Annotated in this window: 31 protein-coding genes; 25 read left to right on the top strand and 6 right to left on the bottom strand. The window is 69.7% G+C overall.

What is annotated here, in order from left to right:
* Nucleotides 1–189 precede the first annotated feature (189 nt).
* From H5T77_RS16835 to H5T77_RS16825, 3 genes are all read left to right on the top strand, one after another.
* Nucleotides 190–1,296 carry a ferrochelatase gene (locus H5T77_RS16835; protein ID WP_292651137.1) on the top strand — a complete coding sequence of 369 codons (1,107 nt, stop codon included), beginning with the start codon at nt 190–192 and terminating at the stop codon, nt 1,294–1,296.
* 25 nt (nt 1,297–1,321) lie between these two features.
* Nucleotides 1,322–2,197, top strand: coding sequence for an inositol monophosphatase family protein (locus H5T77_RS16830; protein ID WP_292651135.1), 876 nt, complete (start codon nt 1,322–1,324; stop codon nt 2,195–2,197).
* A 266-nt stretch (nt 2,198–2,463) separates the two neighbouring features.
* The gene (locus H5T77_RS16825; RefSeq protein ID WP_040755057.1) at nt 2,464–2,754 is read left to right on the top strand and encodes a DUF4193 domain-containing protein; all 291 of its coding nucleotides are present in this window, start codon (nt 2,464–2,466) and stop codon (nt 2,752–2,754) included.
* A 146-nt stretch (nt 2,755–2,900) separates the two neighbouring features.
* Here the strand turns inward: H5T77_RS16825 and H5T77_RS16820 are convergent, their stop codons facing one another.
* Nucleotides 2,901–3,215 carry a DUF4235 domain-containing protein gene (locus H5T77_RS16820; RefSeq protein ID WP_292651126.1) on the bottom strand — a complete coding sequence of 105 codons (315 nt, stop codon included), beginning with the start codon at nt 3,213–3,215 and terminating at the stop codon, nt 2,901–2,903.
* Nucleotides 3,216–3,250: 35 nt separating this feature from the next.
* Nucleotides 3,251–3,709, bottom strand: coding sequence for a DUF3093 domain-containing protein (locus H5T77_RS16815; RefSeq protein WP_292651124.1), 459 nt, complete (start codon nt 3,707–3,709; stop codon nt 3,251–3,253).
* A gap of 73 nt (nt 3,710–3,782) precedes the next feature.
* Here H5T77_RS16815 and dut point away from each other — a divergent pair, with 73 nt between their 5' ends.
* The 7 genes from dut (at nt 3,783) to H5T77_RS16780 (ending at nt 9,304) form a co-directional block, all read left to right on the top strand.
* Nucleotides 3,783–4,235 carry a dUTP diphosphatase gene (gene dut / locus H5T77_RS16810; RefSeq protein ID WP_292651122.1) on the top strand — a complete coding sequence of 151 codons (453 nt, stop codon included), beginning with the start codon at nt 3,783–3,785 and terminating at the stop codon, nt 4,233–4,235.
* A gap of 51 nt (nt 4,236–4,286) precedes the next feature.
* On the top strand, nt 4,287–4,949 hold the full coding sequence (locus tag H5T77_RS16805) for a DUF3710 domain-containing protein (protein ID WP_292651121.1): 663 nt from the start codon (nt 4,287–4,289) through the stop codon (nt 4,947–4,949).
* Between the two features lie 10 nt (nt 4,950–4,959).
* Nucleotides 4,960–5,331 (top strand): OB-fold nucleic acid binding domain-containing protein, encoded by a 372-nt coding sequence (locus H5T77_RS16800; RefSeq protein WP_292651119.1) that lies wholly within the window; start codon nt 4,960–4,962, stop codon nt 5,329–5,331.
* Between the two features lie 11 nt (nt 5,332–5,342).
* Nucleotides 5,343–6,089, top strand: a complete 747-nt coding sequence (locus H5T77_RS16795; RefSeq protein ID WP_292651117.1) for a DUF3159 domain-containing protein — start codon at nt 5,343–5,345, stop codon at nt 6,087–6,089.
* Nucleotides 6,086–7,132 carry a hypothetical protein gene (locus tag H5T77_RS16790; RefSeq protein WP_292651116.1) on the top strand — a complete coding sequence of 349 codons (1,047 nt, stop codon included), beginning with the start codon at nt 6,086–6,088 and terminating at the stop codon, nt 7,130–7,132. The genes H5T77_RS16795 and H5T77_RS16790 overlap by 4 nt, the downstream gene beginning before the upstream one ends.
* Nucleotides 7,133–7,188: 56 nt before the next feature.
* The gene (locus H5T77_RS16785) at nt 7,189–7,749 is read left to right on the top strand and encodes a cell division protein FtsQ (protein WP_292651114.1); all 561 of its coding nucleotides are present in this window, start codon (nt 7,189–7,191) and stop codon (nt 7,747–7,749) included.
* A 76-nt stretch (nt 7,750–7,825) separates the two neighbouring features.
* Nucleotides 7,826–9,304: a PepSY-associated TM helix domain-containing protein gene (locus tag H5T77_RS16780; RefSeq protein ID WP_292651112.1), complete on the top strand. Its 1,479-nt coding sequence runs from the start codon at nt 7,826–7,828 to the stop codon at nt 9,302–9,304.
* A 168-nt stretch (nt 9,305–9,472) separates the two neighbouring features.
* Here H5T77_RS16780 and H5T77_RS16775 read toward each other — a convergent pair whose 3' ends face one another.
* The gene (locus H5T77_RS16775) at nt 9,473–9,883 is read right to left on the bottom strand and encodes a Fur family transcriptional regulator (protein ID WP_292651110.1); all 411 of its coding nucleotides are present in this window, start codon (nt 9,881–9,883) and stop codon (nt 9,473–9,475) included.
* A gap of 115 nt (nt 9,884–9,998) precedes the next feature.
* Here H5T77_RS16775 and rpmB point away from each other — a divergent pair, with 115 nt between their 5' ends.
* From rpmB to H5T77_RS16750, 5 genes are all read left to right on the top strand, one after another.
* On the top strand, nt 9,999–10,235 hold the full coding sequence (gene rpmB / locus H5T77_RS16770; RefSeq protein ID WP_292651108.1) for a 50S ribosomal protein L28: 237 nt from the start codon (nt 9,999–10,001) through the stop codon (nt 10,233–10,235).
* Nucleotides 10,235–10,540, top strand: coding sequence for a 30S ribosomal protein S14 (gene rpsN / locus H5T77_RS16765; RefSeq protein ID WP_292651106.1), 306 nt, complete (start codon nt 10,235–10,237; stop codon nt 10,538–10,540). Before rpmB ends, rpsN begins: the two co-directional genes overlap by 1 nt.
* A 162-nt stretch (nt 10,541–10,702) precedes the next feature.
* Entirely contained in the window at nt 10,703–11,692 is a 990-nt protein-coding gene (locus tag H5T77_RS16760) for a permease (RefSeq protein WP_292651105.1), read from the top strand.
* Between the two features lie 79 nt (nt 11,693–11,771).
* Nucleotides 11,772–12,473 (top strand): TIGR03943 family putative permease subunit, encoded by a 702-nt coding sequence (locus H5T77_RS16755; protein ID WP_292651103.1) that lies wholly within the window; start codon nt 11,772–11,774, stop codon nt 12,471–12,473.
* Nucleotides 12,474–12,483: 10 nt separating this feature from the next.
* Nucleotides 12,484–13,029, top strand: coding sequence for a hypothetical protein (locus H5T77_RS16750; protein ID WP_292651101.1), 546 nt, complete (start codon nt 12,484–12,486; stop codon nt 13,027–13,029).
* Between the two features lie 152 nt (nt 13,030–13,181).
* Here H5T77_RS16750 and H5T77_RS16745 read toward each other — a convergent pair whose 3' ends face one another.
* Nucleotides 13,182–14,759, bottom strand: coding sequence for a bifunctional NAD(P)/FAD-dependent oxidoreductase/class I SAM-dependent methyltransferase (locus tag H5T77_RS16745; protein WP_292651099.1), 1,578 nt, complete (start codon nt 14,757–14,759; stop codon nt 13,182–13,184).
* Between the two features lie 72 nt (nt 14,760–14,831).
* Between H5T77_RS16745 and H5T77_RS16740 the strand changes: the two genes are divergently transcribed.
* The 6 genes from H5T77_RS16740 to ykgO all read left to right on the top strand — a co-directional run bounded on the left by H5T77_RS16740 (nt 14,832) and on the right by ykgO (nt 17,602).
* Nucleotides 14,832–15,389, top strand: a complete 558-nt coding sequence (locus H5T77_RS16740) for a helix-turn-helix domain-containing protein (RefSeq protein ID WP_292651098.1) — start codon at nt 14,832–14,834, stop codon at nt 15,387–15,389.
* A 76-nt stretch (nt 15,390–15,465) separates the two neighbouring features.
* Nucleotides 15,466–15,729, top strand: coding sequence for a type B 50S ribosomal protein L31 (locus H5T77_RS16735; RefSeq protein ID WP_292651096.1), 264 nt, complete (start codon nt 15,466–15,468; stop codon nt 15,727–15,729).
* Nucleotides 15,730–15,886: 157 nt separating this feature from the next.
* Entirely contained in the window at nt 15,887–17,002 is a 1,116-nt protein-coding gene (locus tag H5T77_RS16730) for a GTP-binding protein (RefSeq protein WP_292651095.1), read from the top strand.
* Between the two features lie 31 nt (nt 17,003–17,033).
* A complete protein-coding gene (gene rpmF, locus H5T77_RS16725; RefSeq protein ID WP_292651094.1) occupies nt 17,034–17,210 on the top strand; it encodes a 50S ribosomal protein L32 in 177 nt (58 codons plus the stop codon).
* Between the two features lie 27 nt (nt 17,211–17,237).
* Nucleotides 17,238–17,474 carry a 30S ribosomal protein S18 gene (rpsR, locus tag H5T77_RS16720; protein WP_179658079.1) on the top strand — a complete coding sequence of 79 codons (237 nt, stop codon included), beginning with the start codon at nt 17,238–17,240 and terminating at the stop codon, nt 17,472–17,474.
* 5 nt (nt 17,475–17,479) lie between these two features.
* Nucleotides 17,480–17,602: a type B 50S ribosomal protein L36 gene (gene ykgO / locus H5T77_RS16715; RefSeq protein ID WP_045547214.1), complete on the top strand. Its 123-nt coding sequence runs from the start codon at nt 17,480–17,482 to the stop codon at nt 17,600–17,602.
* A 112-nt stretch (nt 17,603–17,714) separates the two neighbouring features.
* Here the strand turns inward: ykgO and rpmG are convergent, their stop codons facing one another.
* On the bottom strand, nt 17,715–17,885 hold the full coding sequence (gene rpmG, locus H5T77_RS16710) for a 50S ribosomal protein L33 (protein WP_292651086.1): 171 nt from the start codon (nt 17,883–17,885) through the stop codon (nt 17,715–17,717).
* A gap of 156 nt (nt 17,886–18,041) precedes the next feature.
* Here rpmG and H5T77_RS16705 point away from each other — a divergent pair, with 156 nt between their 5' ends.
* From H5T77_RS16705 to H5T77_RS16690, 4 genes are all read left to right on the top strand, one after another.
* Nucleotides 18,042–19,583 (top strand): ABC transporter substrate-binding protein, encoded by a 1,542-nt coding sequence (locus H5T77_RS16705; RefSeq protein ID WP_292651084.1) that lies wholly within the window; start codon nt 18,042–18,044, stop codon nt 19,581–19,583.
* Nucleotides 19,580–20,533 (top strand): ABC transporter permease, encoded by a 954-nt coding sequence (locus H5T77_RS16700; protein ID WP_292651082.1) that lies wholly within the window; start codon nt 19,580–19,582, stop codon nt 20,531–20,533. Before H5T77_RS16705 ends, H5T77_RS16700 begins: the two co-directional genes overlap by 4 nt.
* A gap of 76 nt (nt 20,534–20,609) precedes the next feature.
* Nucleotides 20,610–21,437 (top strand): ABC transporter permease, encoded by an 828-nt coding sequence (locus tag H5T77_RS16695; protein ID WP_292651081.1) that lies wholly within the window; start codon nt 20,610–20,612, stop codon nt 21,435–21,437.
* Entirely contained in the window at nt 21,434–22,825 is a 1,392-nt protein-coding gene (locus H5T77_RS16690; protein WP_292651079.1) for an ABC transporter ATP-binding protein, read from the top strand. The genes H5T77_RS16695 and H5T77_RS16690 overlap by 4 nt, the downstream gene beginning before the upstream one ends.
* 66 nt (nt 22,826–22,891) lie before the next feature.
* On the opposite strand, the gene H5T77_RS16685 is transcribed toward H5T77_RS16690, so the two are convergent.
* Nucleotides 22,892–23,170, bottom strand: a complete 279-nt coding sequence (locus tag H5T77_RS16685) for an HU family DNA-binding protein (protein WP_292651077.1) — start codon at nt 23,168–23,170, stop codon at nt 22,892–22,894.
* Between the last annotated feature and the right edge of the window lie 29 nt (nt 23,171–23,199).

Here is a 23,199-nt window from a genome sequence, read left to right as displayed (position 1 = left end):
CGGTGTCGTCGCCTACTCCTCCGTGGTGGAGTAGCCCCGCTGGTCGAGCCGCCGAAGCCGCCCGGCGTAGGCGTGTCGAGACCAACACAGTCCCCATGTCGCGCTGGATGGGACTGTGTTGGTCTCGACACGCTCGGCCGCGGGCGGCCTCGCGGCTCGACCAGCGGGGCCGATCAATATGATGGCCGGGTGGATGTCTCTCCTTACGATGCCTTGCTGTTCGTCTCCTTCGGGGGCCCGGAGAAAGCCGAGGACGTGGTGCCGTTCCTGGAGAACGTCACGCGCGGGCGAGGGATCCCGCGGGAGCGGCTGGTCGAGGTGGGGCAGCACTACTTCGACCGCGGCGGGAAGTCGCCGATCAACGACCAGAACCGGGCCTTCCTGGCTGCGCTGCGCAGCGACCTGGCCGAGCACGGGATCGACCTGCCGGTCTACTGGGGCAACCGCAACTGGGACCCCTACCTGAGCGACACCGTCGCGCAGATGCGGGCCGACGGGATCGAGCGTGCCGCGGTCTTCGCGACCAGCGCCTACTCCTCGTACTCCTCGTGCCGGCAGTATCGCGAGAACCTCTTCGAGGCGTGCGACAAGTCCGGTGGTGTCGAGGGGGCGCCGGTGCTGGACAAGCTGAGGCGCTACTACAACCACCCGGGCTTCGTCGCGCCGGTCGTCGACGGCGTGCTCGCCTCTCTCGAGGACCTGCCCGAGGACGAGCGCGACGGCGCGCGGATCCTCTTCGTGACCCACTCGATCCCGACCTCGATGAACGACAACGCCGGCCCCGAGGGCAATGCGTACGTCGCCCAGCACCTCGACGTCGCCGCGGTGATCGCCGAGCAGGTGGCGCAGCGTCGCGGCGTGACCCACGAGTGGGACCTCGTCTACTGCAGCCGCTCCGGCGCCCCGCACATCCCGTGGCTCGAGCCGGATGTGAACGACCATCTCGAGGAGCTGGCGGGCAGGAACGTTGGTGCGGTGGTGATGTGCCCGGTCGGGTTCGTCTCCGACCACATGGAGGTCGTCTACGACCTCGACACCGAGGCCATGGCGACCGCTGAGCGGCTCGGCATCCAGGCCCGGCGCAGCCCGACCGCGGGCGAGGACCCGCGCTTCGTGGCGACGGTGTGCGACCTCCTCCTCGAGCGCGCCGCAGCAGCGCGTGGAGAGACCCCTGAGCGGCGTACCGTCGGTGACCTGGGGCCCGGCCCCGACCGCTGTCCCGTGGGCTGCTGCTTCAACCAGCGCTCCCAGCTGCTGACCCTGTCCGGGGAGGACTCGCCCCAGTACTCCGGGTGATCACCCGCGGCATAGGGTCGGCCCCATGACAGAGCGTCCAGGGCCGTCCCAGCCCGCACCGCAGTGCCCAACTCCCAAGGCCGGAGACCTGCTCGCCCTCGCCGTGGCGACCGCCCGCGCGGCCGCGGACCTCGTCCGTGAGCGAGCCGCGGGCGTGGTCGAGGTGGCAGCCACCAAGTCGACCGCGACCGACGTCGTCACCCAGGCAGACCGCGACACCGAGGCGCTGATCCGGCGGCTGATCTCCCAGGAGCGTCCGCAGGACGCCTTCTTCGGCGAGGAGGGTGAGGAGACGTCGGGCACCAGCGGTGTCCGCTGGATCGTCGACCCGATCGACGGCACCGTCAACTTCCTCTACGGCCTGCCCAGCTACGCCGTCTCGATCGCCGCGGAGTACGCCGGCGAGGTGGTCGCCGGGGCGGTCGTCGACGTGCCCCACGGCACCCTCTACGCCGCCTTCCGCCAGCCGGACGGATCGGCCGCCGCGGTCAAGGACGGCGAGCCCATGGCCGTACGCCAGCCCGCGGAGCTCGCCCAGCGACTCATCGCCACCGGCTTCTCCTACGACGCCGAGCTCCGCCGGATCCAGGCCGAGGCACTGGTGCGGCTCCTCCCGGTCGTACGTGACGTTCGTCGCATCGGCTCGGCAGCCCTGGACATCTGCGGGGTGGCCGACGGCACCCTCGACGGCTATCTGGAGGAGGGGCTGCATCTGTGGGACCACGCTGCGGCGTGCCTGGTGGCCGAGGCGGCCGGAGCGCGGTGGGAGGCGACGACCGGGGCCGGCGGCCGCCGGTTCGTCCTCGTCGCACCCGCCCACGGCTACGACGAACTGCGGAAAGCGGCTGTTCAGGCCGGTTTTCTGCCAGTTGAGTCGCTCCCGGGTGTCGTACCCGGCTGAATGCCGCCGGTTGATGTAGATCTATGACCGGCCGACGGCCGGGAAGGCCCCGGAGCTCCGTCGGCCAAGACCGCGTTCACCCACCCGAAGGTCACTGCTCACCTACCCCGTGATAGGGAATACCCGCAGGTGACAGAACGTTTCGGCGACGCGGAACCCGGCAGAGTGTGCGAAATGCACGTGGATGGTGCACAATCACGGGCCGTGCCGCTGCCCTCGGGGGCGCGCGGGGGGACTGAAGATGAGTGAGAAGGGGAGTGGCGCAAATGGCGACGGACTACGACGCACCGCGTAAGAATGAAGAGGACCAGTCCGAGGAGAGCATCGAAGAGCTCAAGGCTCGTCGTCACGACAAGAACTCGGGCAAGGTCGATGAGGACGAGGCTGAGGCGGCGGAGTCGTTCGAGCTCCCTGGAGCCGACCTCAGCCACGAGGAGCTCGCGGTCGAGGTGAAGCCGAAGCAGGAGGACGAGTTCACCTGTATGAGCTGCTTCCTGGTCCACCACCGCAGCCAGCTGGCTGACGAGAAGAAGATGATTTGCTTCGACTGCGCGTAGCGCCGTCGAAAGCCGCCGAGTCGGCGGGTTTGCATAGCTTGCGCTAGCAAGCGCTCTGTGCAAACGCGCCGACTCGGCGGAAAGCCCGACGCAAGCCAGGCTGATAAGCAAAGGCCGCACGGAATCCGTGCGGCCTTTCTGCTATCTCAGGCTCCGTCCTTCTCCAGCTGCTTCGGCAACCGCCCGACCGACTTCACGTAGTAGTTGGCCGCACGCCGCTGGGCGAACATCCGCGCGAGCGCGATGGTGGCGCCGGTCGCAGCAGACCAGAGCACGGCCTCCACGAGGCGTACGTCGGGGTCGGCGGGGTTGGCCGGTGGTTTGCGCCCGGTGGACGCCTTCCACCCGGTGGAGAGAACCTTGTTGGTGGCCTTCGCGGCCCCGATTCCGCTGACGAGGGCCATGATCGCCCAGACCTTGTCAGCCTTCTCGGCTTTGTCAGCCTTGGTGGACTTGGACATGCCTCGAGCCTAGGCCATGTGCGCGGGGATGGCGCTCACAGACTCGCGCGGAGCGCGTTGACCGACTTGGCGAGGGCGACCGGGTGGCGGGTGAACAGCAGCCAGTAGGGCGCCGGGTCGGCCGGGTCCTCGATGGCGATCCGCACCGCACGCTTGAGGTAGGGACGCAGGAGCAGGTACGCCCTGGCGTCGGCGTCGCGGCCCGCCAGATGACGTGCCTCGGTCTCGTCGAGAGCGACGGCCTCGCCGAGGAAACGAGCCTCGATCCGGGCGGGCCCGGCGCGCAGGACGCCGTCGGCGACCGTGATCCTGGCGTTGCCGTAGACGATCATGGCCAGCGCGAACAGACCGACGGTCGCTGCGGTGATGCCCCAGGCGAGCGCGGGCGGGACCCACAAGATGACCGCGATCCACAGGGTCGCCAGGAACATGACGCCCTGGACCCACCACCTCAGCGGTACGGTCAGTCGCTCGTCGTACGCGGAGGTGCTCACGAATCGTGAGTTTTTCATGTCGGGCAAGGGAGTCACGAATCGGGTGAGCCTCGGCCCCATTAGGGTGCGGGGTGTGTCTGATCTCGAAGTAGCCCTGGTGCGGCTGGACGCGGAGCTGCCGCCACCTGCGTACGCCCACCCCGGGGACGCCGGAGCCGACCTGCGGACGACCGTGGACGTGACCCTGAAACCGGGGGAGCGGGCGCTGGTGCCGACCGGGATCGCGATCGCCCTGCCGCACGGGTACGCCGGCATGGTGCATCCGCGCTCCGGGCTGGCCGCCAAGCACGGGCTCTCCATCGTCAACGCCCCGGGGACGGTCGACGCCGGGTACCGCGGTGAGGTGAAGGTGGCGCTGATCAACCTCGACCCCGTCGAGGCCATCGAGCTGCGGCGCGGTGACCGGATCGCCCAGCTGGTGATCCAGCGCGTGGAGCAGGCCAGCTTCGTCGAAGTCTCCGAGTTACCGGACTCGGTTCGTGGCGATGGGGGTTACGGTTCTACGGGGGGCTTCTCCAACCGCTGAGGATCAGTGTTAGATAAGTCTTCTCACAGAGTCACCGCAACCTGAAAGCAGATGGTCGTGAAGTTCCGTCGCAAGTCCGCGCCCTCCCACCGTGGAGAGCCATCTGCATCGGTCGAGGAGGGCCCGGTGGCCTCCGAGCGGCCGGTGCCCGCAGCTCCCGAGATCGGACCGTTCGACATCGACTCGGTCCCCGACGGGCTGATCACCGGTGACTGGGTGGACCTCGGCTCGATGATGCTCGCCCCGGCGCCGGGCAAGGAGCTGCGCCTGCAGGTGGACGAGAGCTCCGGCCAGATCGCGGCCGTGATGCTGACCGCCGAGGACGGCGCCATGGAGCTGCGCGCCTTCGCCGCGCCCCGCGACGGCGACCTGTGGACCGAGTCGCTGCCGATGCTGCGCGAGGACGTCCAGCAGCGCGGCGGCGCGACCGCCGACCTGGAGGGTCCGTGGGGCACCGAGCTGATCACACAGATGAAGGTGAAGCTGCCCGACGGTCAGCCGGCCGTCCAGCAGACCCGCATCATCGGCGTCAACGGTCCGCGCTGGATGCTCCGCGCCACCATGCTCGGCCGCCCGGCGATGGAGCCGACCGCGGGCAAGGAGTGGGAGAAGCTCCTCGAGCAGGTCGTCGTGTGCCGCGGGGAGGGTGCCAAGCCCAAGGGCGAGGCGCTCGAGGTGAAGCTGCCGCCCAACGCGCGCCGCGTCGAGAAATGATCGGCTAGCGATGTCCAAGGGCCGGCTGCGTGCGAAGCTCAGCGACTGGGCGAACACCGCCTCGATCGATGCGAGCGAGATCCGGGCAGCGCACGTCGCCAAGGATGTCGCCTCCATCGCCGACGCGCCCGACCGTGAGACGGTGCGGTTGCGGGGGACGCTGCGTACGATCACTCTGCGACCGCGCGGCGGCGTCCCGGCGCTGGAGGCCGAGCTCTTCGACGGCTCCGGCACACTGACGCTCATCTGGCTGGGCCGCCGGCGCATCGCCGGGGTCAGCCCGGGCCGGTCCCTGCAGGTGCAGGGCCGCATCGGCCGCAACGACGGCCAGCGCATCATGTTCAACCCCCGCTACGAGCTGATACCGGACCCCAACGAGTGAGCCAACCAAACGTGACCCCCACCTCTGAGACCCCAGCCGGCGACGACCGGCCGGTCGACCACGACCACAACCATCCGACTGTCGACACCGTCGAGGCGGTCGTACGCCGCCAGATGTCCGCCGGGCTCGGAGGTGTGCGTGGGATGCTCGAGGCCGGCGTGCCCGGCCTGGTCTTCACCATCGCCTGGCTGGCGGTCAAGGACCTCAAGTTCGCGCTGATCGCCTCGGCGGCGACTGCGGCGATCTTCCTGCTGGTGCGGCTGGTGCAGCGCTCGAGCCTGCAGTACGTCGGCAACGCCATCTTCGGGATCCTCATCGGCTTCGCGGTGGTGCGGCTGGCCCAGTCGATGGGTGGATCAGCCGAGGAGCAGGCCCTGGCCTACTTCCTGCCCGGCATCCTGATCAGCCTCGGCTACACGGTCCTGGTCGGCGGCCTGTGCCTGATCGGCTGGCCGATCTTCGGCTTCTTCATCGGCGTCGCCAGCGGCGATCCGCTCGAGTGGCATCAGGACAAGCAGATCGTGAAGCTGTGCACGCGGCTGACCTGGCTCTTCTTGGCGCCCGGTGCGATCGGAGCCGCCATCCAGGGGCCGATCTGGTTCCTCGCCTGGAGCGGCTCGATCGACCGCGACTGGGCGATCCTCGCCCTCGGCATCCTCCGCACCGGCTTCGGCTGGGCGCTGCGGATCGCCTGCTACGGCACCATGATCTGGCTCCTCGCCCGCAACCACACCCCGGTCCAGTCCACGGCGCGATGAACCCACGCGCGGTCGTCGTCGCCGGCGCACTGGTCGCCCTCGTGGCAGCCGGCTGCGGCAGCTCGACCGCGACGGTCGGCGGCAAGGAGCCGTTCTCGCTGCCGGTAGGACCGACCGAGTGGGAGGCCACGGCGCCGGCCTGGTACGCCGATGGCACGCTGCACGTGGGTGAGCGGAGCGTCGATCTCGGTGAGCCTGTGGACGAGTTCGTGCTCGGCGCCACCGGTGTCTACTGGATGCGCGGCCGGACACTTATGTTCACGAGCGCGGAGGGCGAGACCGAGAAGGTCGAGGAGGTCGGTTGGCGCAACCTGGCCGTGTCGGCGGACCGCTCGGTCTTCGCCACCGTGGACCAGTCGCGTGGCCCGACTGACGAGTACGGCACCCACGTGCTCCAGGTGGCGGCGTTCGACACCCGCACCGGTGAGCAGCTCTACCGAACTCCTGACGAGGAGCCCGACGGCGGTGCGGATCTGGAGGACCTCTACGGCGAGGTCATGCCGTTGCTGGTCGGGGTGAGCGACGAGCACCTCTTCTACGACAGCACCACCATCGACCTCGACGACGGCTCCGCGACACCGGCGAGCGCCAGTCCGGACGGGGAGGTCTACGAGGGCTACGCCGAGACCCTGTTCCCCGACGGGTTCCATGTCTACCTCGGCGGAGAGGGCAAGCGACGGGAGCTGGCCGACTCCTGGGTCGCCGGGGTCGGTCGGCTCTCGCCGGACCGGAGCACGATCTTCGACGTGAGCGAGTGGCCCACCCAGGCGGTGGCGTACGACGCGAAGACAGGCCGCCAACGCGCGATCGACGCGCCGTGGGAGCACTTCAAGCTGGTCGGGTGGAGCGACGAGGACACCTTCTTCGGTGTCGCGGAGCGGATCGACACGAACGCGACCAACGTGCTGCGCGAACGGCAGGTCGTCACCTGCGAGCTGCGGACGCTCGCCTGCACACCGGTCAGCCCGATGATCCCGACCGACGACGAGAACCTGGGTGGGCCGGCGACCTTTCTCGTCGAGGGAAGCAGCGACGAGCTCTGACCGCGATCGCCCAGCTTTTGAGCGCCTGAGCGTGGCACGAGCGTAGGAGCCCGATCATGGCGCCGACTCGGGATACGGTGCTGCGCGTGGAGCTGCGAGTGGTGAGGCCGGTACGCGGAAGCGTGTGGCTCTCCCTGCTCGCCACGCTCCAGATCATGAGCGGTGCGGGCCTGGCCCACGTGGCCGCGGGCGGCGCTCTGCCGAGCGCCGGCTGGCTGGCCGCGGCGGCACTGGCTGTCTTCGGCATGGGCATCGTGGTGCTGCAGCGTCGCGTCGGCCTCCTCGCCGGCACGCTCGCGGCCGGGCTGTCCCAGCTGGGGCTCCACGAGGTCTTCGCGGCCTTCGCCGCGGCCCCCGGCGCCCAGCACCAGCACGCCGTCGGCGCGGCCGACGGCAGTGGGCCGATGCTCCTGGCCCATGCCTGCGCGGCCGTGCTCTCCGTCATCGTCTGGGGGCTGCACCGCAGGGCTCTCGCCGTGGTCGTACGCCGCCTTCCGATCCCACGGCTCGCGGTCGTCGGCGACCTGCTCGCCGAGGTGCGGCAGGTCGTCCCGCGACCGGCTCCGTGGGTCGCCGTCTCTCCGCGAAGGGGACCGCCGAGGCCCATCGGCCTCTGAGATCCCTCTGCGAGCACCACCGGGTGAGCCCGGTGGCTGTCTTGCGTACCCGAAATCGCGAGAAGAGAAACCTCGAATGCCCGTTCCCACCCAGCTCCAGACCCCATCACCGGCCGAGCCACGGACCGTCCCGCAGGCCGATCCGCCGAGCCGACGAAGCGACTGGTGGCCGATGGTCCGCCCGCTCGTGCTGCGCCTGCACTTCTACGCCGGGGTGCTGGTGGCCCCGTTCATCCTGGTCGCCTCGGTGACCGGGCTGCTCTACACGATCGCCCCGCAGGTGGAGCAGATCGCCTATCGCGAGCTGACCGATGTCGGCCCGGCAGGTGGCCAGGTGACGCTCGCCGAGCAGGTCGCCGCCGCCCGCGCGACCCACCCCGCCGGAGCGGTCATCCGGGTCGACGTCCCGGAGGCTGCCGACCGCAGCACCCGGGTGGTCTTCACCGACGAGACCGTCCCCACCGGCTACGACATGTCGGTGTTCGTGAACCCCTACACCGGCCAGGTCGAGGGCCAGGTACGCAGCTATGGGCAGTGGCTCGGCTTCCGCGCGTGGCTCGACGACCTCCACCGCAACCTTCATCTCGGCGCGCTCGGCCGCAACTACAGCGAGCTCGCGGCGAGCTGGCTGTGGGTGGTGGCCCTGGGCGGGCTGGCCCTCTGGATCGCCAAGCGCCGGCGCGAGCGGCGCACCCGCCGGCTGCTGACGCCCGACCCTTCGACAAGCTCGGGACATCGCCTCGATGCCCGCGGCCGGGCACGGGTGATGTCGTGGCACGGCGCGATCGGCGTCTGGGTCCTGCTCGGTGCGCTGGTCCTGTCGGTCTCCGGGGTGACCTGGTCGCGCTACGCCGGAGCCAACGTCGAGGAGCTGCGTACCGCTCTGGCCTGGATGAAGCCGCTTCCGACGACCTCGCTGGAGGGCGAGACCTCGTCGGTCGGTCACGAGCACCACGGGCCGGGCGCGGCGACGTCCGGCGAGGACCCGGACGCGCTCCTGGTCGACGGTGTCGGCATCGACGGTGTGCTCGCCGCCGCCCGCGAGGAGGGTCTCGGTGACCCGCTCTACCTGACTCCGCCGACGGACGCGGACAGCGCCTGGACGGCCGCGGAGAACAAGCGTGACTGGCCCACGAGCTACGACACCGTCGCCGTCGATCCGGCCAGCGGCGCGGTCGTGGACCGCGTCGACTTCGCCGACTGGCCGGTGATGGCCAAGCTGACCACCTGGAGCATCGGCGCTCACATGGGGATCCTGTTCGGCGTCGCCAACCAGATCGTCCTGGCAGCGGTGGCGATCGGGCTGATCGCCCTCACGCTCCTGGGCTACCGGATGTGGTGGCTGCGGCGTCCTCGCGGCACGAGTCGGCTGCGGTTCGGCAGGCCGGTGCCACGCGGCGCCTGGCGGCGACTGCCGCGGACCGTGCTGGCCGGCGGCGTCGCGGTGACCGTGCTCGTCGGCTGGTTCTTCCCGCTGCTGGGGATCAGCCTGGTGGCGTTCCTGCTGATCGACCTCGCGCTCGCCTTGGCGAGCAGACGCGGCCGGGCGGGCTAGGGCATGTCTGGCAAATCCACGCGCGCTACGCGACGTTTCGCATCCGATCTGGCTGCGTTGCCGCCACTCGACAGCCTCCAGGATGCCTTCGTGGCGGACGCCTTGCCAGATCGGCCCGAAACGCCGCTCGCGGCCGCCGTGTCTTTACCAGACATGCCCTGAGCCGGGTCAGGCGGCGCAGGCGGTGCAGAGGCCGAAGATCTCGACCGTGTGGTTGACGTCGGAGAAGCCGTGCTGCGCCGCCACCTTGTCGGCCCAGGTCTCCACGGCCGGGCCCTCGATCTCCACCGCCTTGCCGCACTGACGGCACACCAGATGGTGGTGATGGGTCGTGGAGGCGTCCCCGCACAGCCGGTAGGTGGACTCGCCGTCGGGCTTGTGGATCACATCGGCGAGCCCGTCGTCGACGAAGATCTGCAGGTGGCGATAGACCGTGGAGAGGCCGATCTTCTCGCCGCTCGCGCGCAGCGTGGCGTAGACGTCCTGGGCGCTGCGGAAGGTGTCCTCGGCGGCGAGGGCCTCCTTCACCGCGGCGCCCTGATTGGTCGCGCGCCGCTTGACCTGCTGGGTTGGTGCCATGAGCGCCATGCTAGTCGGTATCGGAACGAATCCCGTGTCCAGCGGGTCGACGATGACGCGTCGCGGGACGGCTGTGCAATAATGAAAATGATTCCCGATAAGACGAAAGGCTGTCATGTCACGCACGTGTCAGGTCACCGGTGCCCGCCCGGGCTTCGGAAACAACCGCCCCTGGTCCAAGAAGGCGACCCGGCGACGCTGGGAGGTGAACCTGCAGAAGAAGACCTACTTCGTGCCCAGCCTGGGCCGGAAGGTCACGCTGCGGCTCAGCACCAACGCGATCAAGCAGATCGACGTACGCGGCATCGAGGCCGTCGTCGCCGAGATGCGCGCCCGAGGGGAGAAGGTCTGATGGCCAAGAAGTCCAAGATCGCGGCCGAGGCGAAGCGCCGCGAGATCGTCGAACGGTACGCGGAGCGTCGGGCGGCGCTCAAGGAGCAGATCCGGGCCGCGGAGCCGGGCTCGGCCGAGCAGGCCGAGGCCGTCCGTGCGCTCTCGCGGCTGCCGCGCGACTCCTCGCCGGTGCGCCTGCGCAACCGTGACCAGGTCGACGGCCGACCGCGAGGCTATCTGCGCAAGGCGGGCGTGTCCCGGATCCGATTCCGCGAGCTCGCGCACAAGGGGCATCTGCCGGGGATCACCAAGTCCAGCTGGTGACGTCGGCGAAGCCTAACCGGAACCATTCCGAGTCGGCGGGGCGCTACCCGGCGGTCGCCGGGCTGTGCTAGACACACGCCTCATGAGCGAGCGCAAGCGAGCGGCCGTGGGCCTCAGGCCGTCGCGTCCGTATTCTCCCTCTCCTTCGACGGAGGCGGCGGAATGAGTACGAAGGCCCCGGAGCGGGCGGCGGCCGAGAAGCCGGGGTTCCAGCTGGGGCAGACAGAGATCGTGGCGATCGTCCTGCTCGTCGTCCTGCTCTCCCAGCGCTGGCTGCTGCCGCTGCTGGACCATGACCTGTTCAACACCTGGGGCACGATCTTCGTCGCCATCGTGGTGCAGTCGGCGCCATTCCTGCTGGGCGGCGTGCTGCTCAGCGCCCTCATCTCGACGTTCCTCTCGGAGAAGGCGCTGAGCAAGATCGTGCCGAAGAGCCCCGCGCTCGGCGTCCCGGTCGCCGGCCTGGCCGGGATCGGGCTGCCGGGCTGCGAGTGTGCCGCGGTGCCGGTGACCAACTCGCTCATCCGTCGTGGGGTCGCCCCCGCCGTGGCGCTGACGTTCATGCTGGCCGCGCCCGCGGTCAACCCGGCGGTTCTGGTCTCGACGGCGGTCGCCTTCCCCGGCCAGCCGATGATGGTGCTGGCTCGGTTCATGGCCTCGATGATCACGGCCGTCGCGGTCGGCTGGCTCATGCTCGCCCGCGGCAAGCTGCTGCTCGAGCGGCTGACCAACCTCGGTCGCGACCAGCACGCCCACGAGCGGTCGTTCCTCGGCAACGTCAGCCACGACTTCCTGCACGCCTCCGGGTTCCTGGTCCTGGGGGCCATGCTGGCGGCGGCGGTCAACACCTTCGTACCCCGCTCGGTGGTCAACACCGTCGCCGGGCAGGCGGTGCTGGGGATCCTGACGCTGGCGCTGTTCGCGTTCATCGTCGCGCTCTGCTCCGAGTCGGACGCCTTCGTCGCAGCCTCGTTCACGGCGTTCTCCGACACCGCGAAGCTGGTCTTCCTCGTCGTCGGTCCGGCGATGGACATCAAGCTCGCTTCCATGGAAGCCGGCCATTTCGGCATGGGCTTCGCACTTCGTTTCGTACCCTTGGTGATCATCACGGCGGTCGCCTCCGCCGTCGGCATCGGATGGTGGTTGCTGTGAGTGAGCGTCAGCGAGCGATCCGTCCGGCCAAGGCGCGGCCGCGTCCGTACGATGGCGCTTGCGCAACGGAGGTGGCCGCGTGACTAGGACAACTCAGGCTCTGGTGGTCGGTTTCCTCGGCGCCGTACTGCTGCGGCTCGCGCTCGGCGACGGCTATCTGAGATACGTCACCGACTGGATGAAGTGGCCGCTGATCGTCACCGGTGTGGTGCTCCTCGGTCTGACGGCGTGGATGCTGCTGCGTCCAGAGCCGGGGGATGAGGGCGAGGACGACCACGAGCATGGCCACAAGGTCCCGGCGATGACCTGGCTGGCGATCGTGCCCGGTGTGATCGTCTTCGTCGCCAGCCCGCCGTCGCTGGGTGCCTACCTCGCCGAGCGTCGTGCCGGCGATCCGGTAGCGGCGGCTCCCGACGCCGAGATCCTGCCGCTGCCGGCCTCGGACGGGCCGGTGGACGTCGAGGTCGCCGAGTTCATGTGGCGCGCCGGGGTGGAGGACGGCTCGACGATCAAGGGCCGCGACATCCGCCTGACCGGCTTCGTCAGCACCGACGAGAAGGGCAACTGGTACGTCACCCGGATCGCGATCGCCTGCTGTGCCGCCGACGCGAGCGCCTCGCGGGTGCGCGTGGAGGACTACGACGACGCTCCCGAGCGCGACGCCTGGGTCGCGGTCACCGGTCGCTGGGTCGAGGGCACCGCGCCGGGCGGCAAGTCGGAGACCGCCATCGAGGCCACCTCCGTCGAGCCGCGCGAGGCGCCGGCCAACACCTACCAGTGAGCGCTGTCCGGTGAGCTCTGGGAACCAGCCGGGGAAGCGGTCCGGAAACCCGGCTCGACGCGCCGCTGCCGCGGCGCAAAGCGAGCCGGCCTGGCGAGAGCGGCTCCCGCATCCTTCGCGTGCGCTCGTCGTCGGCGTGCTGATCGCGGTCGCGATCGGAGTCGTGGTGCTCACCCGCGACCTCGGTTCCGGCGATGCCCCGGCTTCGGGTGGGCCGGGCGCCGCGGGCTCCTCCGCCGCTCCGGTCGCTTCGGGGCCGGTCGCCTCCCTGGAGGAGTTCTGCGGCGGCGTACAGACGATGGCGAACGCCCATGCTGCCCAGATGTCCACGCCGAACGACGAGAACGAGACCGCGCTGGGACTGGCGGCGACGAGCCTGCAGTCGATGGGCGTTCCCGAAGGTACGCCGGCTGCTGCCGTCGAAGGCGTGCGGATGATGATCGAGGACGCCCTGCGCACCGGCCGCGGCGAGGACCCGCTCGAGCGCAGCGAGGCCCAGAACCTCGCCTACGAGCGCCTTGGCGAGTTCCTGACCGAGAGCTGCGGCGCGGCGTAGTCGGGGGTTTGCTGGGCTCGTGGGATACCCGGTCGACCGGCCTCTACACATTTCTCAGGCCTGGAGTTGACGGGCACTGAAACACCCGTCAACTCCATGAAGTGCCTGTCCAGCTGCGCGATCCGTCTCAGCTTTCGGGCGCCACCCAGGGGTCACCTGCGGCGGATCAGGACCACGGAGTCCTCGAGGGTGGCTGGCTCGCCGGACGGGCTGGTGACAGGGCGGTTGCGGTGCTCGAGGACGACCGTCTCCCAGGCCTCCTCGGACAGGTCGAGCGCCTCGAGCTCCTCCTTGGCGTCGAGGAAGCGGTGCTCGTGCATGGCGGCGTCGGCCCAGGAAGGTGCTGCGGCGTGCGAGGTGATGAGCAGGTGACCTCCGGGGTTCACCAGCCCGGCCGCCCGGCGGAGGATGTCGGCACGGGGCAGCTCGACGGGGGACTGGAAGAAGCTGGCGGTGACCAGGTCGTAGCCTCCGGATCCGTCGAGTCCGGCCAGGTCGGAGGCGACGAACCGGGCCTGCTCCTCGGTGAGGCCCGCCGCCAGGGCGGCGTTTCGGGCCCGGTCCACGGCGTTGCTCGAGATGTCGATCCCGGTGGCCCGCCATCCCTGCTGCGCCAGCCAGATCACGTCAGCCCCCTCGCCGCAGCCGAGGTCGAGCGCCGTCCCCGGCTCCAGGCCGGGGGCGATGTCACCGAGCACCTTGTTGACCTTGCCGGACCAGACGTGGTCGCTGCCGGCGTACCTCTCCTGCCAGAAGGCGACCGGGTCGCCCGCCTCGGCGGTCTCGGGCTCGGCAGGCTCCGCGACGGCGCGGTCGAAGTCGTCGGTGACCAGGGCCATGTTCACGAAGCTGCCGGCCATGGTGCCGGCGCTCATGCTGATCGGGACGTTGGCCATCGGGTTGGACACGTTGCCGACAGCCCAGATCCGGTCGCTGCTGGTCTTGCCGGTCGCGTCGACGGCAAGGAAGCTGCCGACCATCGATTCTTCGCGCGCGAGGTCGAGGTGGGCCAGGAAGTCATCGTGCGGGCGCAGTGTCCCGGCGGTGAAGATGGCGCCGACCTCGGTGACCAGCCCGTCGGCGGTGCGCACCGCGGTGACCTGGTCGCCCTCGCCGAGCACCTCGATGACGGGCGCGGCGACGAGCTCGACCCCACGCGCGCGCAACCGCTGCTCGTCGGCCTCCTCGAACGGACCGAGTCCGGCGGTGAAGACGACGACGTCGTCGCTCCACTGCCGGATCAGCTGCGCCTGGTGCATGCCGAGGGGAGAGGTGGTCAGCACTCCGATCCGTCGGTCACGCACCTCCCAGCCGTGGCAGTAAGGGCAGTGCAGGACGGTGGCGCCCCAGCGCTCGGCCAGGCCCGGGATGTCGGGGAGCTCGTCGGTGACGCCGGTCGCGACGATCGCGACGCGACCGGTCAGTCGCGCCCCGTCCTCCAGGAGGACGCTCACGCCGGTGTCCGTCTCGTCGAGACGGGCGACACGGCCCGGGCGGATCTCCACGTCGTACGTGGCCAGCTCCTCGCGGCCCCTGCGCAGCAGGTCGGCGGGGTCGATGCCCTCGTGGCCGAGGACGCCGTGCATGTGCGCCGCGAAGCGGTTGCGGGGAAGTCCGGAGTCGACCACAAGGGTCCTGCGGCGGGCGCGGCCGAGCATGAGGGCTGCGGAGAGTCCGGCGGCTCCGCCGCCGATGACGATTGCGTCGAGGTGTTCGGTGTTTTCTGTCATGTCACCAGTTGACTGGCAAAATGAAGGAACGGCAAGACTTCTTGCAGATTTGGCAAATGGGAGATGGAGCACATGATCGACGAGCTCAAGCAGGTCGGCCCGCGGATCCGGGCGATCCGGCACAGCAAGGGCTGGACGCTGGACCAGCTGGCTGCGATGGCGGAGATGTCGCCCAGCACGCTGTCGCGGCTCGAGTCGGGCAAGCGTCAGGCGAGCCTGGAGCTGCTGATCCCGCTGACCCGCCACCTCGGCGTCGGCCTCGACAGCCTGGTGACGCCCTCGGTCCCGGATCCCCGCGTACGCAGGCCGGTGATCCGCCGCGACGGGATGGAGATCGCGCCGCTGACCCCCGAGGGGTCGCCGGTGAACACCTTCAAGATCACCTACCAGCCGGTCACCGAGGTGCCGGAGCCGCGGGTCCATGACGGCTACGAATGGCTCTACGTCATCTCCGGCAAGCTCCGGCTGCTGCTGGGTGACCGCGACCTGGTGCTGACCCGTGGCGAGGCCGCCGAGTTCGACACGAGGGTGCCGCACGCGATCTTCGCGACCGGGTCGCGCCCGGCTCAGGTCCTGAGCATCTTCAACAGTGACGGCGTGCGCATGCACACCCATACCGCGGAGGGATGAGTCTGGCCGCGTTATGAGTGAGGCACCACCCTGTGTGTAGAATGAGAATCGTTATCATTAACCACAGGAGGTCCTCATGAAGCAAGGCATCCACCCCGTCTCCGGGCCGGTCGTCTTCCGCGACCGATCGGCGGACAGGCTCTTCCTGATGCAGTCGACGGTCCGCGAGCGTCTCGCCGACGACCACGAGCAGGTGACCTGGGAAAACGGCGAGACCTACCCGGTCGTCGACGTGGACGTCTCCAGCGCCAGCCACCCGTTCTGGACCGGGCGTGGTCGCGTGGTCGACACCGAGGGCCGGGTCGAGCGGTTCAAGCGGCGCTACGGGCGCGGCCGATGAGCGAGCGTCAGCGAGCGATGATCGACATGGCCAGCGCGCCGCGTCCGTATCCTGGCGCTCGCGCTACGGCTACGACCGGAGTGAGGTCGAGCGGCGAGCTTGCTCGTCCGCTCGCGCCGAGCGAGGGAGTTACTGCGCGAAGCGCAGAGGTGGCGCGATGACGCCCCGGCCGCGGTCGCAGCGCAAGCTCTCGAGCACGAAGGTGCCGGTCATCCTGGTGAGCGGGGTGGAGGAGGGCGCGATGCTCTCCGCCACCGTCTCGCTCCAGTTCGGCCTGCCCGACACGGTCATGGTCCGCCACGTCATCGACCCGGGACGGCAGTTGCTGACCCGCATCGTCAGCGACATCAGCGGCGTGGTCGAGAACGAGGAGATCAATCTCGCCCACGCCTGCGTCGCCTGCGCGATCCGCGAGGACATCGTCCCCACCCTCGAGCGCCTCGCCGCGCAGGGTCGCTGGGGCAGCATCGTGGCCTGCCTGCCGGTCGCCGCGGAGGCGATCCAGGTCTGCCGGGTGCTCGCCTGGGCGCCGCGGATGGCACCACACATCTCCATCGCCGCGGTCGTCGCCGCGCTCGAGGGCACCACCGTCGCCGAGGACCTGCTCGGACCCGACCTGCTCGACGAGCGCGGCCTGGCCACCTCCGAGGACGACCGTCGTGGCGTCGCCGAGGTCGCCAGCGCGATCGTGGAGTACGCCGACGTCGTCTGCATCACCGAGGCCCCCGAGCCCGAGGAGCACTCGCTGGTGGCCACGCTGGCCCAGCCCCGTACGCCGGTGGTGACCGATCCCTCGCTCCTGGATGCCGCCGGCCTTGTCGCCGGCGTGCACCGACACCATGCGGTGGAGGCCTGGGTCGCGGAGGTGCGTCGCAACCCGCTGCCGCCGCTGCCCGAGGGCGGTGCGTGGCGTCTCGACCTGCGCTCGGAACGCCCGATCCACCCGGTCCGCTTCCAGGAGGAGCTGGAGCGCCTCGGTGGCGGCCCGCGGCGCTCGCGCGGCTGCTTCTGGGTCCCGACCCGTCCCGACGACATCTGCGTCTGGGACGGCGCCGGTGGCCAGGCCAGCGTCGGCTCGACCGAGAAGTGGGGGCGCACCGAGCGGCTCACCCGCATCGTCGTGGTCGGGATCGACGACGAGGCCGACGAGATCCCGCGTGCCTTCGAGCGCGCGCTGCTCACCGATCAGGAGATCGCCCAGCGCGGCCAGATCTGGGAGGAGTCCTGGGACGGGCTCGAGGACTGGCTCGGCCCCATCGGTCGCGCCGCCTGAATCGCATCAAACCACCCCGAAGGAGGCCGCCATGGCCGTACCCAAGCGCAAGATGTCGCGCAGCAACACCCGCCACCGCCGCTCGAGCTGGAAGGCCACAGCCGTTGCGCTCGTGCCGGTAACCGTCGACGGCCAGACCTACGACGTGCCCCGGCGCCTGGTCCGCGCGGTCGAGCGCGGCTACGTCGACCCCGCCAAGATCCGCTGAGATGCTCCCCTGAGAGAAAGGCCGCCCATGCCCAAGCGTCCGCCGTCTCCGGTCCGCAAGCGGCGCAAGCCGCTGCTGGCACCGGACGTCACCTACGTCGACTACAAGGACGTGCAGCTGCTGCGTACGTTCATCTCCGACCGCGGCAAGATCCGCTCCCGCCGCGTCACCGGACTCAGCCCGCAACAGCAGCGCGCGGTCACCAAGGCGATCAAGAACGCCCGCGAGGTCGCGCTGCTGCCCTACACCAGCACGAAGGGATAGTCCCGATGAAGGTCGTCAACTCCATCCGGTCGCTGAAGAACCAGCCCGGCTCCCAGGTCGTACGCCGGCGCGGCCGGGTCTACGTCATCAACAAGCTCAACCCGCGCCTCAAGGCGCGTCAGGGCTGAGCCCAGGTCGAGCCCGCCTGTTACTACCGAGCCCCTACCTCGCCACGCACCTGCGCGGCGAGGTAGGGGCTGTTCTGGGTGAGTGGGACCGCTTCGGACGGACCTGGCCGCGTCAGCGTTCCTCGCGAAAGTCGACGTGGCGTCGGACCACCGGGTCGTACTTGCGCAGCACGAGCCGGTCAGGAGTGTTTCGGCGGTTCTTCTTGGAGATGTACGTGTATCCCGTGCCCGCGGTGGAACGAAGCTTGATCTTGGGGCGCACGTCAGATGATCTGCTGGACATGGGCTGCTCTCCTGCTGATGATAATGGGAATGATTCTCAACTAAGACTACACGAGCCCATCGAGGACGGGGTGACGCAGGGCCCGCCACTAATCAAATTGGTGATGAGAACGATTCTCAACTAGATTGTGGGCCCTCCTGACTGGAAGGCACAACGATGATCATCCGCCCCCACATGCGTGGCGCTGCCGCTCTCGCCGCCCTCGCGCTCGCCGCGACGGCCTGCGGCTCGTCGCAGTCCGCTGACCCTGACACCCTGCGGATAGCCGGGCCGTTCGAGATCCACAGCCTCGAACCATCCTCCGACGGCTACTTCTTCACCCGGCTCCACGTCACAGAGACGCTGGTGACGGCCGATTTCGAGGGCAACCTCGTTCCGGGCCTGGCCACCGAGTGGTCCGCCGAGCAGGCGAACACGGTCTGGACCTTCGAGCTCGCCGACGGGGTCGAGTTCCACGACGGCAAGCCGATGACGCCCGAGAACGTGGTTGCCGTGCTCGAGAAGATGGCCGGCGACGCTGCCAGCCCGCTCGCCGATGTCGGCGTCAAGACGATCCGCGCCAGCGAGAACGCGGTGGTGATCGAGCTCAGCGAGCCGAACGTGTCGGTTCCCGCGACTCTGTCCCACTTCAGCACCGGGATCCTGGCCCCGTCCTCCTACGACGCGGACGGGAAGGTCGAGAAGATCGTCGGAACCGGTCCGTACGAGGTCGCGAAGGTGTCGCTTCCCTCCCGCATCGAGACCGTACGCGTCGCCGACTGGCGTGGCGACGAGCCCGATGTCGAGAAGGTCTCGTTCCAGGCTGTCGGCCGTGCTGAGAGCCGTGCGGTGATGGCCACCGGCGGCCAGGCCGACGTGGTCTTCGGACTCGAGCCGGCTGGCCGCGAGCGCGTGGAGAGCACCGACGGCGTGGACATGGAGTCCGCCCTGCAGCCGCGCACCATCCTGATGAAGATGAACGCGGCTGACCCGGCCTTGGCGGACGTACGTGTCCGGCAGGCGATCAGCATGGCGCTCGACCGAGAGTCCATCGCCGAGGCGGTCCTGCGTGAGAAGGAGATCGCCGCGACTCAGCTGCTGACCCCGACCCTGGCGGACTGGGACGCAGAGCTCGAGCCACTGACGTATGACGCCGAGAAGGCGAAGGCCCTGCTGGCCGAGGCCGGGTGGACTGCGGGCTCGGACGGCACCCTCGCCAAGGACGGGAAGCCGCTCACGCTCGAGCTGCTGACCTACCCGGACCGCCCGGAGCTTCCGGCCCTGGCTACCGCGATCCAGGCCGAGCTGAAGAAGGTCGGCGTGTTGGTCGACGTCGAGGTCACGAACTCCAGCGAGGTGCCGGCCAAGCACGGCGACGGGAGCCTGCAGATGGCACTCGTCGCCAAGTCCTTCGCGCTGATCTCCGACCCGCTGCCCACCGTTGCCGACACCTTTGCCAAGGGTGGCTCGGACTGGGGAACCATGGGGTGGAGCGACCCGGCCGTCGACCAGGCCGTGGCCGCGCTGATGGCCGGCGCCGGGGGCGACGAGGCGGCCGAGCACCGCCGTACGATCGTGACGACCGCCCAGGAGCAGCTGCCGTTGGTCCCGGTCGCCTGGTATCGGATGAACGCCGCTGTCAGCGACCGCGTGGAGGGCTTCCAGATCGACGCGCTCGAGACCAGCTGGCGGATCACCGACGTCGAGCTGGCCGAATGAGCCGCCTCGGTGGTGTGATCGCCCGTCGCGCGGCCCAGGCCGTGGCGGTGGCGATCGGCGTCTCGGCGCTCTGCTTCGCGATCACCCAGCGACTGCCGGGCGACATCGCCTACCGGATCGCCGCGGGGCGCTACGGCTACGACATGGTCGACGCCGAGGCTGCCGCCTCGGTCCGTGACGAGCTCGGGCTCGACCGACCGCTGTGGCAGCAGCTGGGGGAGTGGGTCCTCGACCTGCTCCAGCTCGACCTGGGCCGGTCCCTGGTCACCTCTCAGCCCGTGCTGACCGAGGTGAGCCACTACCTGGCCGCGACGCTGCAGCTGGCAGCGCTCTCGATCGTGGTCGCGGTGGTCGTCGGTGCCGGGATCGGCGTCGTCGCTGCCCGTCGGCCCGGTGGCTTCGCCGACCGGTTCTCGTCGCTGTGGGTGGCGAGCGTACGCGCCGTGCCGCCGTTCCTGCTCGGTCTGCTGCTGATGATCGTGCTATCGGCACAGCTGGGGCTCTTCCCGGCGGTCGGGCACGGCGACGGCGGCATCGTCCTTCCGGCGCTGACCCTCGGGTTGAGCCTGTCCGGGCTGATCGCCCGGGTGACCCGCGACGCGGTGGTGGAGGTCCGGGGCTCGGCCTATGTGGAGTTCGCGCAGACCAAGGGGCTGCCCGAGAACTGGGTGCTGGTGCGCCACGTGCTGCGCAACGCGGCCGTCTCGCTGGTGCCGTACCTCGGCGTGCAGTTCGTCGTGCTCATCGAAGGAGTAGTCGTGGTGGAGAGCCTCTTCGCCTGGGACGGGCTGGGCCACTCGCTGGTCCACGCGGTCTTCTGGCGAGACATCCCGGTGCTGCAGGCAACGGCCCTCGTGCTGGCGCTGCTGATCGTGCTGGTGAACACGCTGGTCGATCTGGCCGTGCTGGGCCTCGACCCGCGGCCGCGGGGACGGGCGGTGACCGCATGAGCGAGCGCCAGCGAGCGACAACAAGCCTCAGGCCGCCGCGTCCGTATTCTGGCGCCTGCGCGACGGAGGCGGCGGCATGAGCATGGTGATGCTGGAGCAGACCCTGGGATCTCGTCCGGTGCGGTCGTGGACGCGGATCGCGTCGCTGGCGGGGCTCGGGCTGATCATCGCGTTCGCACTGATCGGACCCATGCTGCTTCCCGACCCAGCGGCCCAGGACCTGGCTCGCTATCTGAAACCACCCTCGACCGCCGACCCACTGGGGACCGACGACTACGGCCGCAGCGTCGCCTCCCGCGTCGCCCATGCGACCCGCGTCTCCCTGCTTCTCGCGGCGGTCTGTGTCGCCACCGCGCTGCTGCTGGGCTGCGTCGCCGGTGTGCTGTCGGCGTGGTTCGGCGGCTGGGTCGATGCGGTGCTCCGCTCGATCTCGGAGGCGTTCGTCGCCGTACCGGCCCTGCTCGTGGTGCTCCTGGTCTCGGCCCTCGCCGCGCCCGGATCGATGCTCGCCCTCTACGTCGGTCTCGCGCTCGTACAGTGGGTCGAGTTCTTCCGAGTGGTGCGCGCTCGCAGCGCTCTGGTGCTCGGTTCGCCCGCCGTGGAAGCCGCGGGGTTGTTGCGACTCGGCTGGACCCATGTCGTGCGCCGCCATCTCTGGCCGGCTCTCCGGCCGCTCCTGGTGACCCTTTCCTCGCTGGGCATGGTCACCTCGATCCTGGCGATGTCGACCCTCGGCTTCGTGAAGGTCGGGCTGCAGCCGCCACGGGCGGAGCTCGGGCTGATGATCACCGAGTCGTTCCCGTTCTACGACGCGGCGCCGTGGATGCCGTTGGCGCCGATCGCGGTGCTGTTCTGTCTGACCATCTGCCTGCTCGGGCTGCGATCCCCTCAGGAGGGGCGATGAACCTGAAAGCCACCGGAGTGGTCGTACGCACCGGGCCGCTGATTCTGGCCGATGTGCCCGACGTCCATATCGAGGCGGGCAAGCCGCTCTCGATCGTCGGGGAGAGCGGGTCCGGGAAGTCGGTCCTGGCTCATGCCCTGATGGGCACGCTGCCGCCCGAGCTCTCCGCGGTCGGGTCCCTGGCCGTCGGGGACGCCTCCTTCGACCTGGCCGAGCGGGACTCGCGACGCACGCTGTGGGGCCGTGAGGTAGCTCTTCTACCGCAGGAGCCGGCGCTCGCACTCGACCCGACGATGCGGGTGCGGGGCCAGGTCGCCGAGGGTGTCGCCGGGTGGAGACCACGGAGCACCGGTGCGCTCGAGGCAGCTGACAGACGCCTCGGAGAGGTGGGTCTGGCTCGAGCCGGCTCGTCCTATCCGCACACTCTCTCCGGTGGGATGGCCCAGCGAGTGGCGTACGCCGCCGCCACCGTCGGTGGCGCGAAGGTGCTGATCCTGGACGAGCCGTCCAAGGGTCTCGACCGGGCAGCGGTCGACCAGCTCGCCGACCTGCTCCTCGGCCACCTCGACGAGGGCGGGCTGCTGCTCACGATCACCCACGACCTGCGGCTGGCCCGCCGTCTCGGCGGCGAGGTGATGGTCATGCGGGAGGCCGCCGTGGTCGAGTCCGGTCCGGCTGAGGACGTGCTCGGCTCGCCGACGGAGGACTACACCAAGCGGCTGCTCGCGGCCGAGCCGGGGCACTGGAGACACCCGTGGATGCGGACGGGTGCTCCGGGCGACGGAGAGCTGCTCGTCCGTGCCGAGGCGATCACGAAGTCCTACGCCCACAAGGCGGTCTTCGACGGCGTCGACCTGGAGATCCGAGCCGGTGAGCGGGTAGCCGTCACCGGGCCCAGCGGTGCTGGTAAGACGACGCTCGGCAACGCGCTGCTCGGGCTGACCACGATCGACGGCGGGTCGGTGACGTACGGCCGCGGCGCTGGGAAGGGCCGGATGCAGAAGCTCTACCAGGACCCGGCGCTGTCGTTCCCGCAGTGGGTCAGCCTGGAGAAGGCGATGGGCGACGTGATGCGGCGTCACGGCATCGAGGCGTCGCAGGTCGAGGCGATGCTGGAGCGGCTCGGACTGCCGTACGAGATCCTGAGACGTCGTCCCGGGCAGGTCTCGGGCGGTGAGCTCCAGCGGATCGCGGTCGTTCGGGCGATGTTGCCGAAGCCGTCGTTGGTGTTCGCCGACGAGGCGACGTCACGTCTCGACCTGGTCACCCAGGAGCAGACCGTCGACGCCCTCATGGGCGAGATCTCCGACTCGGGGGCCGCGCTGCTTCTGGTCACCCATGACATCGACCTCTCGGCGGCACTCGCTGACCGCGAAGTGGCCCTGTAGACGCACGAGGAGACAGACGAAGGGCCGGGTCGTGACGACCCGGCCCTTCGTCTGATCCAAAGGCTTTCAGCCCTTGTTCACCCGCTCCTTGAAAGCGGAGCCGGCCTTGAAGGCCGGGCCACGCGAAGCCGGGATGTCGATCGTCTTGCCGGTCTGCGGGTTGCGGCCGGTGCGAGCCGAGCGCTCGCGCGACTCGAACGTACCGAAGCCGGGCAGCGTGACCTTGTCGCCGTCAGCGACGGCCGCGCTGATCGCCTCGAGGGCGGCACCCAGGGCGGCCGAGGCCTGCGTCTGAGTGATCTCGGCCTGCTTGGCGATTTCGCTCACCAGGTCGGTGCGGTTCATGCGATCTCCTTCAATCGTTGATCAGAGCA

The organism is Nocardioides sp. (assembly GCF_014360585.1).
In the GTDB taxonomy this organism is placed as follows: domain Bacteria; phylum Actinomycetota; class Actinomycetes; order Propionibacteriales; family Nocardioidaceae; genus Nocardioides.
The sequence above is the reverse complement of the archived record's forward strand: the minus strand, read 5'-3'. Positions and strand labels throughout refer to the sequence as shown.